At 68.0% G+C, this 16,251-nt stretch carries 15 protein-coding genes and 1 tRNA gene; 13 read left to right on the forward strand and 3 right to left on the reverse strand.

What is annotated here, in order from left to right; genetic code table 11:
- Window positions 1-3: 3 nt before the first annotated feature.
- From ACODRW_RS20215 to ACODRW_RS20225, 3 genes are all read left to right on the forward strand, one after another.
- On the forward strand, window positions 4-1,155 hold the full coding sequence (locus tag ACODRW_RS20215; RefSeq protein WP_488906546.1) for a class I SAM-dependent methyltransferase: 1,152 nt from the start codon (window positions 4-6) through the stop codon (window positions 1,153-1,155).
- A gap of 85 nt (window positions 1,156-1,240) precedes the next feature.
- Window positions 1,241-1,317, forward strand: a tRNA-Met gene (locus ACODRW_RS20220).
- Window positions 1,318-1,465: 148 nt separating this feature from the next.
- Window positions 1,466-2,287, forward strand: coding sequence for a substrate-binding periplasmic protein (locus ACODRW_RS20225; protein WP_486636459.1), 822 nt, complete (start codon window positions 1,466-1,468; stop codon window positions 2,285-2,287).
- A gap of 16 nt (window positions 2,288-2,303) precedes the next feature.
- On the opposite strand, the gene recC is transcribed toward ACODRW_RS20225, so the two are convergent.
- Complete coding sequence (gene recC / locus ACODRW_RS20230) at window positions 2,304-5,513, reverse strand: exodeoxyribonuclease V subunit gamma (RefSeq protein ID WP_488906547.1); 3,210 nt, start codon at window positions 5,511-5,513, stop codon at window positions 2,304-2,306.
- Between the two features lie 212 nt (window positions 5,514-5,725).
- Here recC and ACODRW_RS20235 point away from each other — a divergent pair, with 212 nt between their 5' ends.
- The 10 genes from ACODRW_RS20235 to ACODRW_RS20280 all read left to right on the forward strand — a co-directional run bounded on the left by ACODRW_RS20235 (window position 5,726) and on the right by ACODRW_RS20280 (window position 13,715).
- Window positions 5,726-6,157 (forward strand): type IV pilin protein, encoded by a 432-nt coding sequence (locus ACODRW_RS20235; RefSeq protein ID WP_227106644.1) that lies wholly within the window; start codon window positions 5,726-5,728, stop codon window positions 6,155-6,157.
- Window positions 6,151-6,654 (forward strand): prepilin-type N-terminal cleavage/methylation domain-containing protein, encoded by a 504-nt coding sequence (locus tag ACODRW_RS20240; RefSeq protein ID WP_488906548.1) that lies wholly within the window; start codon window positions 6,151-6,153, stop codon window positions 6,652-6,654. Before ACODRW_RS20235 ends, ACODRW_RS20240 begins: the two co-directional genes overlap by 7 nt.
- Entirely contained in the window at window positions 6,644-7,033 is a 390-nt protein-coding gene (locus tag ACODRW_RS20245; RefSeq protein ID WP_227106640.1) for a hypothetical protein, read from the forward strand. Before ACODRW_RS20240 ends, ACODRW_RS20245 begins: the two co-directional genes overlap by 11 nt.
- The gene (locus tag ACODRW_RS20250) at window positions 7,026-7,721 is read left to right on the forward strand and encodes a hypothetical protein (RefSeq protein ID WP_488906549.1); all 696 of its coding nucleotides are present in this window, start codon (window positions 7,026-7,028) and stop codon (window positions 7,719-7,721) included. Before ACODRW_RS20245 ends, ACODRW_RS20250 begins: the two co-directional genes overlap by 8 nt.
- Window positions 7,718-9,721, forward strand: a complete 2,004-nt coding sequence (locus ACODRW_RS20255) for a DUF4097 family beta strand repeat-containing protein (protein WP_488906550.1) — start codon at window positions 7,718-7,720, stop codon at window positions 9,719-9,721. The genes ACODRW_RS20250 and ACODRW_RS20255 overlap by 4 nt, the downstream gene beginning before the upstream one ends.
- Window positions 9,722-9,802: 81 nt before the next feature.
- Window positions 9,803-10,189: a SirB2 family protein gene (locus ACODRW_RS20260; RefSeq protein WP_107797977.1), complete on the forward strand. Its 387-nt coding sequence runs from the start codon at window positions 9,803-9,805 to the stop codon at window positions 10,187-10,189.
- A gap of 85 nt (window positions 10,190-10,274) precedes the next feature.
- Window positions 10,275-11,291, forward strand: coding sequence for a ubiquinone anaerobic biosynthesis protein UbiU (gene ubiU / locus ACODRW_RS20265; RefSeq protein ID WP_488906551.1), 1,017 nt, complete (start codon window positions 10,275-10,277; stop codon window positions 11,289-11,291).
- A gap of 26 nt (window positions 11,292-11,317) precedes the next feature.
- Complete coding sequence (locus ACODRW_RS20270) at window positions 11,318-12,247, forward strand: U32 family peptidase (RefSeq protein ID WP_488906552.1); 930 nt, start codon at window positions 11,318-11,320, stop codon at window positions 12,245-12,247.
- Window positions 12,234-12,668 (forward strand): ubiquinone anaerobic biosynthesis accessory factor UbiT, encoded by a 435-nt coding sequence (gene ubiT, locus ACODRW_RS20275; RefSeq protein WP_227106632.1) that lies wholly within the window; start codon window positions 12,234-12,236, stop codon window positions 12,666-12,668. The genes ACODRW_RS20270 and ubiT overlap by 14 nt, the downstream gene beginning before the upstream one ends.
- 273 nt (window positions 12,669-12,941) lie before the next feature.
- Window positions 12,942-13,715, forward strand: coding sequence for a GGDEF domain-containing protein (locus ACODRW_RS20280; RefSeq protein ID WP_107797973.1), 774 nt, complete (start codon window positions 12,942-12,944; stop codon window positions 13,713-13,715).
- A gap of 1 nt (window position 13,716) precedes the next feature.
- On the opposite strand, the gene ACODRW_RS20285 is transcribed toward ACODRW_RS20280, so the two are convergent.
- Both ACODRW_RS20285 and ACODRW_RS20290 read right to left on the reverse strand, forming a co-directional pair.
- A complete protein-coding gene (locus tag ACODRW_RS20285) occupies window positions 13,717-15,009 on the reverse strand; it encodes an NAD(P)/FAD-dependent oxidoreductase (RefSeq protein WP_488906553.1) in 1,293 nt (430 codons plus the stop codon).
- 173 nt (window positions 15,010-15,182) lie between these two features.
- Window positions 15,183-16,148, reverse strand: coding sequence for a LysR family transcriptional regulator (locus ACODRW_RS20290; RefSeq protein ID WP_048413744.1), 966 nt, complete (start codon window positions 16,146-16,148; stop codon window positions 15,183-15,185).
- Between the last annotated feature and the right edge of the window lie 103 nt (window positions 16,149-16,251).

The following is a 16,251-nucleotide window of genomic DNA, read 5'->3' on the forward strand; positions in this document are numbered from 1 at the left end:
GCCATGACCACCTTACCCGCCGCCAGCGCCGACGCGCTGGCCACAAGCCAAAGCCTTGTCCACGCCATTCAGGCGGAAATCCGCCAGCAGGGCGGCTGGATGCCGTTCTCCCGCTACATGGAGCTGGCGCTGTACGCGCCCGGCCTGGGCTATTACGCCGCCGGCAGCCGCAAACTGGGCGCGGCCGGCGACTTCACCACCGCGCCGGAAATGAGCGCCTTGTTCGGCCGCGCGCTGGCGCGCCAGTTGGCGGAGCTGCTGCCGCAAACCGCCAATGTGGTCTATGAGTTCGGCGCCGGCACCGGCAAGCTGGCCATCGACATTCTCAGCGAACTGCAAGCGCTGGACGCGCTGCCGGAACGCTATTGCATCGTCGATCTGTCGCCAGACCTGATCGAACGCCAGCAAAGCAATATCCGCCAGGCGCTGCCGCAACTGGCCGAGCGCGTGCAGTGGCTGAGCCATCTGCCGGAGCGGCTGGACGGCGTGATCATCGGCAACGAAGTGCTGGACGCCATGCCTTGCGAGCTGATCCGCTGGACCCCCGAAGCCCAACGGCGCGGCGTGGCGCTGGACGGCGAGCGCTTCGTCTGGGAAGACCGCGCCATTCAGGACCCGCGGCTGCTGCAACTGGCCCAGGCCATCCAGCCGCGGCACGACGACTATGTTTCCGAAATCAGCCCGGCCAATATCGGCTTCCTCCACACCCTGGCGCAAAAACTGGATCGCGGCGCCGTGCTGCTGCTGGACTACGGCTTCCCCGCCGCCGAGTACTATCACCCGCAGCGCCATATGGGCACGCTGATAGGCCATTACCGCCACCACACCGTGGACGATCCCTTCTTCCTGCCCGGCCTGATGGACTTGACCTGCCACGTCGATTTCAGCGCGGTGGCCCAGGCCGGCATAGACGCCGGCCTGGACCTGATCGGCTACACCACCCAGGCTCAATTCCTGATCAACGCCGGCATCACCCAGTTGCTGGAACAGCTGGACCCGGCCGACGCCGCCGGCTATCTGCCACAGGCCGCCGCGGTGCAGAAGCTGCTGTCGCCGTCGGAAATGGGCGAGTTGTTCAAGGCCATAGGCTTCGGCAAGGGGGTAAGCATAGACTGGAGCGGTTTCCTGCGCGGCGACCGCTGCTACACCCTGTAAGCCGGCGGCCGCGAGAATCTTGTTGACAGCCGGCTTTCGGCTGCGTATATTTCGCGTCTCGGTGCACTCGTGCATCGAAAAACGTGGCGAATTAGCTCAGTCGGTTAGAGCGACGGAATCATAATCCGCAGGTCCGGGGTTCGAGTCCCTGATTCGCCACCAAAATGAAAAGGGTCAGCGCAAGCTGACCCTTTTCGCATTCCCGCCGCCTTCGGCCCCTTCCCGTTTATCCACAGACCCGCACGGCTACGCGAAGTTATCCCCAGCCTCCGCCCGGCTATAGTAAAGCATCCCCCGCCGGAGCCTCGCCATGCGCCGACTTTTCCGCCTCGCCGTCCACGGCCTGGCCTCTGCCGCGGCGCTATGCGCCGGACCGGTCCCGGCCGCGCCTCAGCCGGCCGTCAGCGCCTGCGTCCGGGAATTAAGCGTCGGCTGGGACAGTTGGCCTCCTTACCACTATCTATCCGCGCGCCAGCAACTGGACGGCTACGCCGTCGCCGTGCTCAACGAAGCCGCGCGCCGGACCGGCTGCCGGCTCCACTACCAGCAAATGCCCTGGCCGCGGACCTTGCTGAGCCTGAAAAACGGTCTGGTGGACGTGGCGATGGAGGCGCTGAAAACGCCGGAGCGCGAGCCCTTCGCCCACTTCGTCTGGGCCTACAGCCCCACCACCGTGCGCTTGTGGAGCTTGCGCGGCCGCGCGGCGCAATGGCCGACGCACCGGCTGGAAGATTTGGGCAAGCACGGCAAGCTCATCCTGGGCGTCACCCGCGGTGACAGCTACGGGGCCAGCCTGGACGCCTGGCTGAAACTCCCGCCGCCAAGCGTCGCCGTGGACATCGGGCCGACGCTGGACATCAATATCCAAAAGCTGCGAGCCAGGCGGCTGGACCTGTTGCTGGCCAACAGCGCCACCCTGCGCGCGGCGCTGCAGGCCGAACCGACGGGAGCGGAGATCGTGCCGCTCGCGCCGGTCTGGAATATCGGCGGCGCGTATTTCATCTTCAGCAAAAGCAGCGTGCCGCAGCCGGTGGCGGACGCTTTCCGGCAGGCCCTGACCGGCATGCGGCGCGACGGCTCGATCCAGACGCTGTATCAGCGCTACTTCGAAGCGCCGTATCCGGAGGAATGAGCCGGCGCCGGCCGCCTCACTCCGCGCCGCCGCCCTGCAGCCGCTCCGCCAGCGGCGACAGCAGGGTTTCCGCCAGCTGCGCGAACAGAGGATCGTCCAGGGGCTGTTGATTGCGGAAGGCCAGCGCGATCGCCGCCTCGTCCTTTTGCGCCATGCCGCCTTCGCGGACAAAGCCGGGGTCCCATTTTTCCAGCGCTTTCCGCATCGCCTTGTCGCGCCGCTCCGGCTCCGCCGCCAAAGCTTCGGCATACGCCCAGCTGGTGCGGCCGAACCAGGGCAAGGCTTGATCCTGGCCCTGACGCCAGCGCGCCAGCCACGGCTCCAGCAAGGCCAAGGCCTCCGGCTCGTCCTCCAGCAGCAGGCTGCCCGTGTCGTCGTAGCAGGCGGTGCGGCAGACCACGCCCGGCGGCCGCGCCGCGCACAGAATCAGATGGCTCAGCCACAGGGCCACGCGCTGGGCGGCGTTGATCTTGCCGACGACGAAATCCAGCTGGCCTTCGGGGCGCAGCCCGGTGAGCTCGCCCACCAGGGTGAGGCCGGCCGCATGCAGATGGACCGGCTGCGGCGGCAGAACGTCCCGGCTCAGCGCGGCCGGCAGCCGCGCCGCCAGCTTGACGCTGGAACGCGCCTCCTCCACCAGCCAGGCCCGGCCCAGCGCGGCCGGCGGCAGCAGACCGGCGGCGGCGACGCGCTCGCGCACCGGCGCTTGCGGACGGCGATGCAACATGGCGTCCACCAACTGCCTGCGCACCGCCTGGCTGGCGTCGCCGTCCACGGCGAAAGGCTCGCGCACCGGCAGCTCCTCGTCGCCGCCGAACAGGCGGATGGCGAGCCGGTCCGCCAGCCAGGCGCGCACCGGATTGCGCCAGAAACGGATGAAGTCGTGCAAATTGACCACGCCGCTGAGCGCCGCCGGCGGCAAGGCTTCGGCGAACGGCCGCGGCGCGGCCTCCGGCTGCGACAGGGCGGTGGCGAAAGTGGGCTCGAAGCTGGCCAGCCGCGGGTCCGCGCCGTCGTAGGCGGCGGGCGAGAACGGCTGCAGTGGATGGCGCACCGTCAAGGTCCGGCCAAGATCCTGGCCGCACATGGCGGAGAAGCAATCCAGCAATTCGGCTATCAGCGGCGAGGGCGGCAGGGTTTCGCCGCTGCGGGCGGACTGGCCCACATAGGACAGATAGAGCTTTTCCCGCGCGGAGAGAATGGCCTCCAGGAAAAGGTAGCGGTCGTCGAAACGGCGCGAGCGGTCGCCGCGGCGCGGATGGCGCGCCACCAGGTCGAAGCTGACCGGGCGTTCGTCGCGCGGATAAGCACCGTCGTTCATGCCGATCAGGCACAACACGCGGAAGGGAATGGAGCGCATCGGCACCATCGCGCAGAAGGTGACGCCGCCGGACAGAAAGCCCAGCGGCGAGGCCAGGGTCAGTTTGCGTTTGAGCCAATCCCGCACCGCCGGCAGGCCCACCTCTTGCTCGAAGCCGGCCAGCTCGGCGTCCTCCGCCAGTTCCGCCAACGCGGCGCGCAATACCTCCAGCGCTTTCTCGTCGTCGGCGTCCGCGTCGAACAGCCGCTCGCAAGCCTGTTGCAAGCGCTCCGCCCACAGGGCCGGAGCGGCCGGACGCGCCCACTCCTCCGCCACGCGCTCCAGTTCGCGATAGCAGGCGGAAAAGCGCCCCAGCGCTTCCGCCAACTGGCCCTGAGCGCTGCTGTGCGGCAGCAGGCCGGCGTACAGGCCGCTGTCGTCGCCGGCCAGGGCCGGCGGCAGCACCGCGCCCAGCAACAGCCGGTCCAGGCCCCAGCGCCAGGTGAACAGCGGGTCCGCCGGCAAACCCAGCGCCGCCTTGTGCGCGGCGTCCCGTCCCCAGCGGATGCCGGCCTCGCGCACCCATTGCTGCACAAAGGGCACATCCGCGTCGTCCAGGCCGAAGCGGCGCAACAAGGCCGGCGCGTCCAGCAAGGCCAGCACCTGATCGGCGGCGAAGCGGGAGTCGGCCAGGTCCAGCAAGGCCGCGTAGCTGGCCAGCAGCGGTTCTTCGCGCGCGATGCGGCGGTCGGCGATGCTGTAGGGAATGTCCGGCGCCGCGTCCTCCTGCGGACGAGCGCCGAACACCGCGTCGATATAAGGCGCGTAGCTATTGATGTCCGGGGTCAGCACGGCCACGTCGGCGGGATTGAGGCCGGGGTCCTCGCGGAACATCGTCAGCAAGCGGTCTTTCAATACTTCCAGTTCGCGCATCGGCCCGTGGGCGGCGTGGATCTGCACCGAATCGTCGTCCGCCGCCAGCGGACGCGGCGCGTCCTTGGGATCATTCAATTGCAGGATGTCGCGCTGCAAGCGCGCCAGCAGCGCGTCGCCGCGGGGAATGTCGAATAGGGGCCGCGCGTCCAGCTCGCTGTCTTCGGCGATCAGTTCGAAGAAATCGCGGCCCTGCTTGCCCAGCGAGGCCAACAAGGGATGGCCCTCGGTGGCGAACAAATCCCCCTTCTGCTGCAGCTTGAGCTTGCGGCGGGCGTCGACGATGTCGCCCCAGTAAGCTTCGCAGGGATTGAGGGTGAACAGGCAGACGTCGGTAAGCTGGGACAGGCGCTTGACCAGGGCCAGATACATCGGCGCCAGGCTGGCGATGCCGAACAGCGTCACCCGCTCCGGCAGATGCTCGGCCCTGAGTTCGGCGAAGAACTCGTCCAGCATGCGCACGCGGTGGCGGCTGGGATCGCTGTCGGCCAGCCGCCGCCACAAGGCGGCCTGCCAGGCCTCGTCGTCGCCCAGGCCCAGCAACTGGCCGGCCTCCCAGGCGCGGATCCAATCCGGCCGGAACACCAGATATTGGTCGAAGATGTCGGCCACCTTGCCGGCCAGCTCGAAACAGGCGGCCTCGCCGCCCTCCAGATAGCGCGACAAAGCGAGAAAAGGCTCGCCCTCCAGCGTGGGCAGCAGCTCCATCAGCCGCCAGCTCAGCACTTCCGGCGCGAACGAGGATTTGCGCGGCAGATCCGGCATCACCCGCTGCATCAGCCGCCAGGCGAAGGCGGCCGGCAGCACGAAGTCCAGATTGGCGGCCACGCCGTTGCTGCGGGCCAGGTCCAGCGTGATCCAGCGCCCCATGCCGCGGCTCTGCACGATCACGGTTTCCGGCGCGAACGAGTCGGACAGCGGCAGGCTCTGGCTCATGCCGCAAAACAGCTGACCCAATTGCTCCAAGCGGTTGGACTGGTAAAGAAGCAGCATGCGGGGATAGGCGGTAGGTGAAATCAGCCCAAGTGTAGCATCCGCGGCCCGGATCGGCCGCATACGCCGCGCGCGGCAGATTATGCCGCTAGGCGGCGCTCAGACGGCGGCTTGCTTCTCGCCAAGATATTTACAAAGCATATTGATGCCAATCAATACCAATGTGAGTCCAATAACGCTAAAATATGACGTTTATTTAGCAAGGCGATGTCGTGAGCGCATCCGTCCGGCCGCAAGGCCATTCCGGCTTCACCCTGATCGAGATGATGGTGGTGGCCGCCATCGTCGGCATCCTGCTCTTGGTGGCGGTGCCGTCTTATCAGCGCCATGTACAGGCGGCCAAGGCCAATACCGCCAAGAGCGATCTGATGGCCCTGAGCCTGGCGCTGGAAAACCACAAACTGCTGCACCTGGCCTATCCCGCCGCCAGCGCGGACAACGCCAGCGCCATCCGCGCCGCTTTGGGCAATAACAGCTGGCAGCCGGCGCAGCCTGAATTCAACTATCGCTACCAGCCGCAAGGCGGCAGCTTCCTGCTCACCGCCAGCGGCGTCAGCCCGCAGCTGTCCGGCTGCGTGCTGAAGCTCGACGGCGCGGATCAAAGCGCCAACACCAGCAGCGCCGACTGCCGGACCCAATGGTGACCCCGCCCCGCCGCCAGCGCGGCCTGACCCTGATGGAGCTGTTCGCGACGCTGGCGCTGATCGGCCTGTTGGCGCTGCTCAGCGTGCCGCTGGCGCAAGGCTGGAGCGACGCCCACAAACTGGCGCTGGGCCGCAGCCAACTGGCGCGGGCCTACGCCCAAACCCAGGCCGCGGCGCTGAGCAATCCGCTGGCGGCCGCGCCGGACCAGCCCGCCGCGGTGCTGATGTCCAGCGCTGAAGGCCAGCTGTGCGTCTTCGCCGGCGCGCCGGCCAGCGGCAGCCAGGGCGAGCGTTGCCACGGCGCGGCGCTGTGGCGCGCCGCCGCGCCGCGCCCGGTGAGCCTGGGAAAAAGCTGCCTGGCGACCCCGGCCGCGCAATGCCTGGCCCTGAACAACCAGGGCCAGCCGCTGGCGGCGCAGGCGGCCGGCGTCGCCTGCGGCACGCGGCCGGCCTACTGCATCCGCGGCGCGCAGCAGGAGCTCAGCGGTGATTTGTAAAACGCAAAGCGGCGTCAGCCTGCTGGAAAGCCTGATCGCCATGTTGCTGCTGATGCTGACCGGCCTCGGCATTGTTTTCGTCAACGCGCGCAGCCTGGGCAGTCAACAGCAGCTGCAACAGCACGCGCTGGCCCTGAGCAAGGCGCGGGAACAACTGCAACAGGGCGGCCTGCCCTGCGACAGCGCCAACGACTGGCCGCTGGCCAGCGGCGTCAGCGCCACCGCGCGGCTGAGCTGCAGTTCCGCGCCCGCGGTGACCCTGCGCGGACAGCCGCAGAACGGCGGCGCGGACATCAGCGCCAAGGCCGCGCTGAGCGGCCGGACCTTGCAGCTGCGGGACGCGGCCTCCTCCACCCTCAGTCTGAGCAATCATGAATAAGCGCGCCGCCGGCTTCAGTCTGCTGGAGCTCTTGATCGGCATGCTGCTGGCGCTGATCACCACGCTGGCGATGCTGACCCTCTACCGCCAGACCGCGCGCAGCGTGTTCGATCCGGACCAGGGCAGCGCCAAGCTGGCGCAGCGGGACGGCCAATTGATGGCGGCGCTGCTCAGCGTGCAGCAGCAGGCGCAGGAAGCCGGTTTCGGCGCCGCCGGCGGCCGCGAACAAAACCTGCAACTGCTGTCGATAAGCGATTTGAGCGTCGACGCCGACGGCGCCGTCTCCGCGCTTAGCGCCGCGCCGGCGGCTTCCGGCGCCGCCAACGCGGCGGTCTGGCGTTACCGTCCGCAATTGGACGCCGGCGCTTACGCCTGCCGCGGCGTGGCCAGCCTGGACGGCGCCGGCCAGAGCAGCGTGTTGTACCAGTTGCAGGCGGACGACTGCGCGGCCATCGCCGACACGCTGACCCAGCCCTCGCAATGGCGGGCGCGGGCGCTGACCGGCCCGCTGCCGCCGCGGCACAAGCTCGGCATGGCCTTGCGGCTGGAACAAGCCTGCTGGCCCTACGCCGTCGCCGCGGCGGCGAGCCAGACCTTTCCGCAGCTGCTGCTCAACTACGACAACACGCTGCAAGGCGAGAGCCGCAGCTTCGCCAGCTGTCTGACCAATCTGGCGGCCCCCGCATGAAGGCCCGTTCCCTCCCGCCGCGCCGGCAGCGCGGCGTCGCCGCGGTGCTGATGGTGCTGCTCACCGGCATGGCCCTGACCGCGCTGGCGCTGGGCGGCATGCATCATCTGCGTGGCCAGCAGGAACTGACCCGCTCGCTGCGCGGCAATAGCGAGGCGCAATGGCGCGCCTGGACCGGCGCGGAACTGGCGCGGCAATACCTGTCGGCGCTGACACCGGCGCAAATCAAGGCGCTGGAGCTGGACGGCGCGGCGCTGAGTCTGGAGCGCGCCAGCTTGCCGCCGGAAAGCCAGGCGCTGGCCGACGCCCTCCAGATCAAGCTGCTGCCGGCGCCGCGCGCCGCCGGCGCCGTGATCGAGGACGACAAGGTCGCCGCCTGGATCACCGCCCGCAGCGGCGACGCCACGGTGACGCTGGAGGTGGTCTACCAATTGAACGGCGCGCCGACGCCGCCGGCCGCCAACGCCGCGGCGCAAATCCGCGGCGGCCTGTCCACCAGCGGCAATATTGTGGTCACCGGCGCCAAGGACGCGCTCTTGCAAGTGGAAGGCGCGGTGGACACCAGCGGCAGCCTGAGCGGCGTCAGCGCGATCCAGGCCACCGGCGACATCCTGTTCCAGGGCAATCCGGCCCGCGGCGACGGCCAGGCTCCGCTCAGCCTGTGGAGCAACGGCGACATCCGCGTCAACAGCGGCCAGTTCCTGACGCTGAAAGCGCGCGGCAACATCGTCATGGGCAGCGGCAGCGACGTGGAGACCGCCGCCGCCAACGGCTCGGTCGGCAGCAGCGGCGAGCGGGTGGGCCGGCTGTCCGCCATCGGCGACGTGACCCTGGCCGGCAACGTCGCCGTTTCCGCGCAATTGCTGAGCCAGGGCGATGTGCGCACCAGCAGCAGCAACCGGCTGAACGCCTTGCGCGCTCAGGGCCTGCTGGACAGCCGCGGCAACGCCAATATCGACGACGGCCTCATCGGCGGCGCCTTCACCCACAACGGCGCGCAGATCTTCGACGCCGCCGGCCAAGCGCGCCAGCCGCCGCCGAACACCGTGCGGGTGCGCCATCAGGCAGGTCTGAGAGTGCCGCTGGAGCCGGTGCCGGAGTTCCGCCTGGGCGCGACCCGCGTCAACGCCAACGATTACCGCGACGCCGCCAACCTCATCGTCTACTGGGATGCGGCGGACCGTTCCGCCGACGCGCTGCAGCGCATCCGCGTCCGGCTGCAACATGTGGCCGGCGTGCCGGACGGCGCGGTCTACCGGCTGGGCCGGCAGCGGGCCGACGACTGGCAGCGCAACGATCTGTGCCCGGCCTTGCAGGCCGACGGCAGGCGCTGCGCCCCGGTGGCCGGCCAGCCGGCCTTGCGGCTGTGCGAGAGCGACGCGGAGAGCTGCTTGTCCGGCAGCACCGCGCAGCAATGGCTGCTGCGCCTCAAGCCGCCGCAAGGCATGCTGCCCGGCGTGGCGCTGTTCGAAGGCAATCTGTCGCTGTACGGCCGGCTGGACAACGCCATTCTCGCCACCGGCCACATCGAAACCAGCAGCAATGTGGAACTGTGGAGCCTGCGCCAGGCCGGCGCGGCGCGCGTGTGCCGCAGCCCGGACTTCCCGGACGTCTATCCGCTGAACCACTGCGCCGCGGACCGGAACTCGCTGCGCGAATCCCCGCTGCTCGGCATCGCCCTGCTGGCCGGCGGCTACGACGCCGCCCAGGCCTTCGGCGGCGGCAAGATCCGGCTGGGCGCCAGCAACCGCATCCACGGCGCGGTACTGGCCGGCGACACCCTGGACACCGCCGGCAGCACCCATATCTTCGGCCCGGTCAGCGCGGGGCTGCAAAGCCGCCCGCCCGGCGTGCCGCCGCCCTCCCGGCCGCTGAACAGCCTGGGCGCGGAAACCGTGATCGACATCAGCGGTCAGAACGGATTGCCGGGCGAAGGCGGCGGCGGCACGCCGAACCCGCAAACGGGCGCGGCCCGGGTATTATGGGCGCGCTATCGTTAAGCGCCGTCTAAGAGCCTGTTTACGATCCGCCATGCCTTGCCAGAGCGTAAACCCGTTCTCACTCCTCAACTTTGGACGCCTATGTACCCTTATCTGATCGTCAAACACGCCCATATGGGCTTCGCCTATCTATCGATCCTGCTGTTCGCCGTGCGCGGCGGCCTGATGCTGGGCGGCAAGCAGCACATCCTGGCGCTGAAACCGGTGCGCATCCTGCCCCACGTCGTCGACACCCTGCTGCTGGGCTGTGCCATCGCCCTGGTGGTCATGGGCGGCTGGCCCATTCTGCAAAGCCCCTGGCTGCTGGCCAAGATCGTCGGCCTGGTGCTGTACGTGGCGCTGGGCACCATCGCGCTGCGCCGCGGCAAAACCCCGCAAACCCGCTTGATCGCCTTCCTCTGCGCGCTGGCGACGGTGTTCTACATTGTGCTGGTGGCCAAGACCAAGCTGGTCTTCCCTTTCTTCTAGGCCCTCCGCCTGCGCTTGACCCAGAACAAGGCCCCGCGACGCGGGGCTTGTTATCGTCGGCGGGTTTTGAACCGGACCGACCAAGATGGCTCTGCACACATTCCTGCCCGAGCTGGTCTGCCCCGCCGGCAGCCTGCCGGCGCTCAAGGCCGCGGTGGACAACGGCGCCGACACCGTTTACCTGGGCCTTAAAAACCAGACCAACGCCCGCAACTTCGCCGGGCTGAATTTCGACGACGCCAGCGCGCGCGAAGGCATCGCCTACGCGCACCGCCACGGCCGCAAAGTGCTGATGGCGATCAATACCTTCGCCCAGGGCGGCGACTCCAGCCGCTGGCGCGCGGCGGTGGACCAGGGCGCGGCGCTGGGCGCCGACGCGCTGATCCTGGCCGACCTGGGCCTGATGGCCTACGCCGCCGAGCGCCATCCGCAGCTGCGCCTGCACATGTCGGTGCAAAGCTCGGCCACCAATTACGAAGCCATCAACCTGGCGCGCGACATGTTCGGCATCCGCCGCGCGGTGCTGCCGCGGGTGCTGACCCTGGACCAGGTGCGCCATGTGATCGAGCACACCGACGTCGAGATCGAAGTCTTCGGCTTCGGCAGCCTGTGCGTGATGGTGGAAGGCCGATGCCAGCTGTCCAGCTACGCCACCGGCGAATCGCCCAACACCCACGGCGTGTGCTCGCCGGCCAAATTCGTGCGCTGGGAACCGGGCGAGCGGAGCATGAACGCCCGCCTCAACCACATCCTGATCGACAGCTACCGCGACGACGAACCCGCCGGCTACCCGACGCTGTGCAAGGGCCGCTTCCAGGTGCGCGACGAAACCTATTACGCGCTGGAAGAACCCACCAGCCTCAATGTGCTGGACATGCTGCCGCAAATCATCGCCAGCGGCGTGGCCGCGATCAAGGTGGAAGGCCGCCAGCGCAGCCCGGCCTACGTGGCCCAGGTGACGCGGGCGCTGCGCGAAGCGCTGGATGCCGCCGCCCGCGACGGCGCGCGCTTCCAGCCGCGTCCGGCCTGGCACCAGGCGCTGAACAAAGTGTCGGAAGGGCAGCAGCAGACGCTGGGCGCCTACAACCGGCCGTGGAAATGAGCGCCGCCCCCGATGGAAAACCGCCAATGACAAGCCTTAATCTGCAATTGACGCTGGGCCCGGTGCTGTTCTTCTGGCCGCGCGACACCCTGCTGGACTTCTACGCCGCCGCCGCCGACTGGCCGCTGGACCGGATCTATCTGGGCGAGGTGGTGTGCTCCCGCCGCCAGCAAATGCGGCCGCAAGACTGGATTTCGCTGGCGCGCGATCTGGCCGCCGCCGGCAAGCGCGTCACGCTCAGCTGCCAGGCGCTGCTGGAGAGCGAATCCGATCTGCGCCGCGCGCGCCAGTTGGCCGCCAACGGCGACATCGCGCTGGAAGCCAACGACCTGGGCGCGATCAAGCTGGCGCGGGAACACGGCCTGCCCTTCGTCGCCGGCCCGCATCTGAACATCTACAACGCCGACACCCTGAAGCTGATCCGCGACTGGGGCGCCGAACGCTGGGTGCCCCCGGTGGAAATGGACCGCGCCACGCTGGCCGAGCTCTTGGCGCGCTACGCCGAGATCGGCGCGCCCATCGCCACCGAGCTGTTCGCCTGGGGCAAGCTGCCCCTGGCCCTGTCCGCGCGCTGCTTCACCGCCCGTCATTACAATCTGAGCAAGGACGATTGCCAGTTCCGCTGCCTGGAACACCCGGACGGCCTCGCCATGCGCACCCAGGACCAGCAGGACTTCCTCACCCTCAACGGCATCCAGACCCTGTCCGCCGGCTGCCACAGCCTGCTGCCGCATTTGCGCGAGCTGGCCGCCATCGGCGTCGACGCCGTGCGCCTCAGTCCGCAGTCCCGCGCCACCGGCGATATCGTCGCCCTGTTCCGCCAAGCGCTGGACGGCGCCGACCCGGCGGCGCTGCAAGCCGCCAGCGGCCGGCACGCCGACGCCGAACTGGTGGACGGCTATTGGCGCGGCCAGGCCGGCAACCAAGCCATAGGAGCCCCCCATGCGCATTCCTGATCTCGCCCTGCCCGCCGCCGCCGCCGCGCTGCTGTCCCGGCTGCCCGCCGCGCCGCCGGCCTGGCTGCTGGTCGCCAGCCTCAATCAATTGGCGCGGCGCGGCGTGCTGCCGGCCGACATGGCGCTGCTGGCCGGCCGCCGCTTCGCCATCCGCGTGCTGGACGCCGGCCTGACCCTGCGCTTCCGCGCCGACGAACAAGGCTTCCACCGCGACCGGGACGACGGCGCCGCCGATTTGCAGCTCTCCGCCACGCTGGCCGACTTCGCCCGGATGATGCTGCGCGAGGAAGACCCGGACACGCTGTTTTTCCACCGCAAGCTGCTGATTGAAGGCGACACCGAGCTGGGGCTCATCGTCAAGAACCTGCTGGACAGCGTGGACTGGAGCGCCACGCCGCTGGCGCGCTTCATGGCCGTTTAATCCCCTGTTCAAGCTTTCGCGGCCGGGGACGAGGCAAGGCCGAAACCGCCGAGCAAGCGGGAGGCGCGGATGGCGCGCAAGCCTTTCCAAGGCGTTTTCAAGGCCCTTTTCCATCCATCCCGCCGGCGCGCGGCGGACTTTGAAGCGCTGCTTGGAGCGCCTCGTCGGCGCTCGCCCCTTGTGGCTGAGCCAAGTTTGGGCTAATCCGAAAAGAATCAACGCAATCAAGCCGCCTCCCCGCGGCCTGCACTCATCGGAAACGGCCCAAGCCCCATGAAGCCACGCCTGTTCAGCCTGCGGCAGATCTTGTTCGACTTGGCCATCCTGCTCATGGCCAATCTGCTGCTGCTCTGGCTGGCCCAGCGCTACCAACTGCTGTCCGCGCTGGGGACGGGGCCCGGCGACGGCAATGCGCAAACCATGGCGCTGGCGTTGCTGCTATGCGTGAACCTGGCCGTGTCGCTGGCGCTGTTCGCCTACCGCCGAGCCCGCGAATCCCACGCCATGCTGCAAGAGCTCAACACCATCGCCGGCCAGGACGCGGTCACCGGTCTGGCCAACCGCCGCCAGGCCAACACCATACTGGAGCGCGAAACCGAGCGCTCTTACCGTACCCGGCGACCGTTTTCGGTGCTGCTGCTGGACATCGACCACTTCAAGGACGTCAACGACAACTACGGCCATCTGGCCGGCGACCAGGTGCTGGCCGCTTTTGGCCAGTTGCTGCAAAAACGCGCGCGCCAGCTGGACACGGTGGCGCGCTGGGGCGGCGACGAATTCCTGGTGATTTGCCCTGAGACCGAGCAAAGCGGCGCGCTGGCGCTGGCCGACGATATCCGCCAGCGGCTGGCTCAGACCGAGCTGCCGGCGGTGAAACGCCTGAGCGCCAGCATAGGCGTGGCCACCCAGACCGTGGACGACATGCCGGAAACCTTGCTGCACCGCGCCGACATGTATCTGTACGCGGCCAAGAACGCGGGCCGCAACCGGGCGGTGGGCGAAGCCGGCAGCGCCAGCCGCGAACGCCGCCTCGCCCCCGACGAATAACTCACAGCCCCAGACGGTCCCGGAGCCCGTACCACCACGCCCCCATGCTCAGCATCGGCACGCGGAGCGCGCGTCCGCCGGGGAAGGGATAGTGCGGCAGACCGGCGAATTGATCGAAGCGCCGGCTGTCGCCGTGGATGGCCTCCGCCAGCAGGCGACCGGCCAAATGGGTATACGTGACGCCGTGGCCGCTGCAACCCTGAGAGTAATAGACATTGTCGCCGATGCGCCCGGCCTGCGGCAGCCGCGACAGGGTCAGCGAGAAATTGCCGGTCCAGCCGAACTCGATCTTGTAATCCGCCAACTGCGGAAAGGTTTTCAGCATCTTGGGGCGAATCAGCCGCTCCACCTCGCCCGGATCGCGCGCGCCGTACACGGTGCCGCCGCCGTACAACAGCCGGTTGTCGGCGGTCAGCCGGTAATAATCCAGCAGGAAGTTGCAATCCTCGACGCAGTGATCGCCCGGCAGCAAGCTCTTGGCCAGCGCCTCCGGCAAACGCTCGGTGGTCACCACCTGAGTGCCGCAGGGCAGGCTCTTCTCCGCCAGCGCCGGCAGCAACTCGCCCAGATAAGCGTTGCCGGCCACCACCAGGAAGCGGCAACTGACCTCGCCGCCGGCGGTCTCCACCCGCACCCGGCCGCCCGGATGAATCTTCAAGACCGCCGACTGCTCGAAAATCCGCCCGCCCAGCGACTCCAGCGCCGCCGCCTCGCCCAAGACCAGGTTCAGCGGATGGATATGCCCCCCCCAATTGTCCAACAAGGCGCCGGCGTACTGGTCCGACGCCACGATGCCGCGCATGCCCTCTCGGTCCACCAGTTGCAGGCCGGTATGGCCGTAGCCCTCCCACAGCCGCTTCTTGGCCGCCAGCTCGTCCAGCTGCTTCTGAGTGAAGGCGGCGAACACATTGCCGGTTTTCAGATCGCACTGAATGCCGTATTGCGCAATGCGCTCGCGGATGATGCGGCCGCCTTCGAAAGCCATCGCGCCCAGCGCCTCGGCCGCCGCCCTGCCGTGCCGCCGCTCGATCACGTCCATGTCGCGGCTATAGCTGTTGACGATCTGCCCGCCGTTGCGGCCCGACGCGCCCCAGCCCACCCGCGCCGCCTCCAGCACCGCCACCTGATAACCGCGCTCCGCCAGATGCAGCGCCGCGGACACCCCGGTGTAGCCGGCGCCGATCACACAGACGTCCACCTGCTCCGCCCCTTGCAAGGATGGACGCTCCGGCGATGGATGGGCGGATGCGGCGTAATAAGAGCTCGTGTGTTCCAGTCTGGCCGGCGCGTTCATGGCTGTCTCCTTGGCGAAGCGAACGCGGAGCGTCCGTTCATGATTGGTATAAAAATACAATACACGTGCTCATTATATTTAACAACACCTGGGAGAAAGGATGGGTCGCGGCGACAAAAAGACATGAAAAAAGCCAGCGCAAGCGCTGGCTTCGGGTTCAGACGGAGACGGGATCAGATCGCGTTTTTCTGGGCCGCCTTGCGCTTGGCGCTCAAATCCAGGCCCGGCAGGTCCGCCATGATGTCCGGATGGTCGGCCAACTTCTCCACCACGAAATCAACGAAGACCCGGGTACGCGGCGCGATGTGGTCGCGATGCGGGAAACAGATGTAGATAGAACGCTCCAGCGACACCATATCGGTCAGCACCGGCTCCAGTTCGCCGGAGCGGATCAGATGCACCACCTCATGGCCCGGCAACTGGGCCACGCCCATGCCCAGCCGCGCCAGCTCGGCCACCGCCTCCATCTCGTTCAGCGTATACGTGCCGTTGACCTCCAGCGGAATCCGCTCGCCCTTGCGGTCGAACTCCCACTTGAACAGACGGCCGGACGTGGGAAACTGGAAGTTGATGCAATCGTGGTTGCTCAACTCCTCCGGCGCGCTCGGGCGGCCGTGCAAATCCCAGTAGCCGGGCGAAGCCACCACATAGAGCGGCATCTGCGCCAGATTGCGCGCCACCATGCGGCTGTCCGGCATCATGCCGGAACGCACGCCCACATCGTAACCGTCCTCGATCAGATCGCTGAAATGATCGTCCAGGCCGAAGAAGACCCGCACCTTGGGATAGCGCTCGCAGAACTCGCCCATGATGGGCAGGATGAAACGCCGGCCAAAGGAGTTGGGCATGCTGACCCGCAGATGGCCGGCCGGCTCGTCGCGGCTGGCTTTCAACTGATTGATCGCCGAATCCAGATTGTTCACCGGTCCGCGGCACTGGGCGTAGAAACGGCGCCCGTCCTCGGTCAGCGTCAATTGGCGCGTGGTGCGGTTGAACAGGCGAACCTCCAGTTCCTGCTCCAGCCGGGCGATGCTCTGGCTGATAGCGGCCGGCGATACGCCCAGCTTGCGCGCGGCGTCGGAGAAACTGCCGTTTTCCGCCGTGGTCATGAAGACCATCAATGCTTTTAAGGTGTCCATAATCAGGGATGTTCCAGGCTCGGCATCGCCTACCCTTCACGCCCGGACGGACGCCCTGGATTTGACAATGCTGATAACATTATTAAGTAGTATCTCTTTAAAA

The organism is Chromobacterium sp. FG89 (assembly GCF_057808735.1).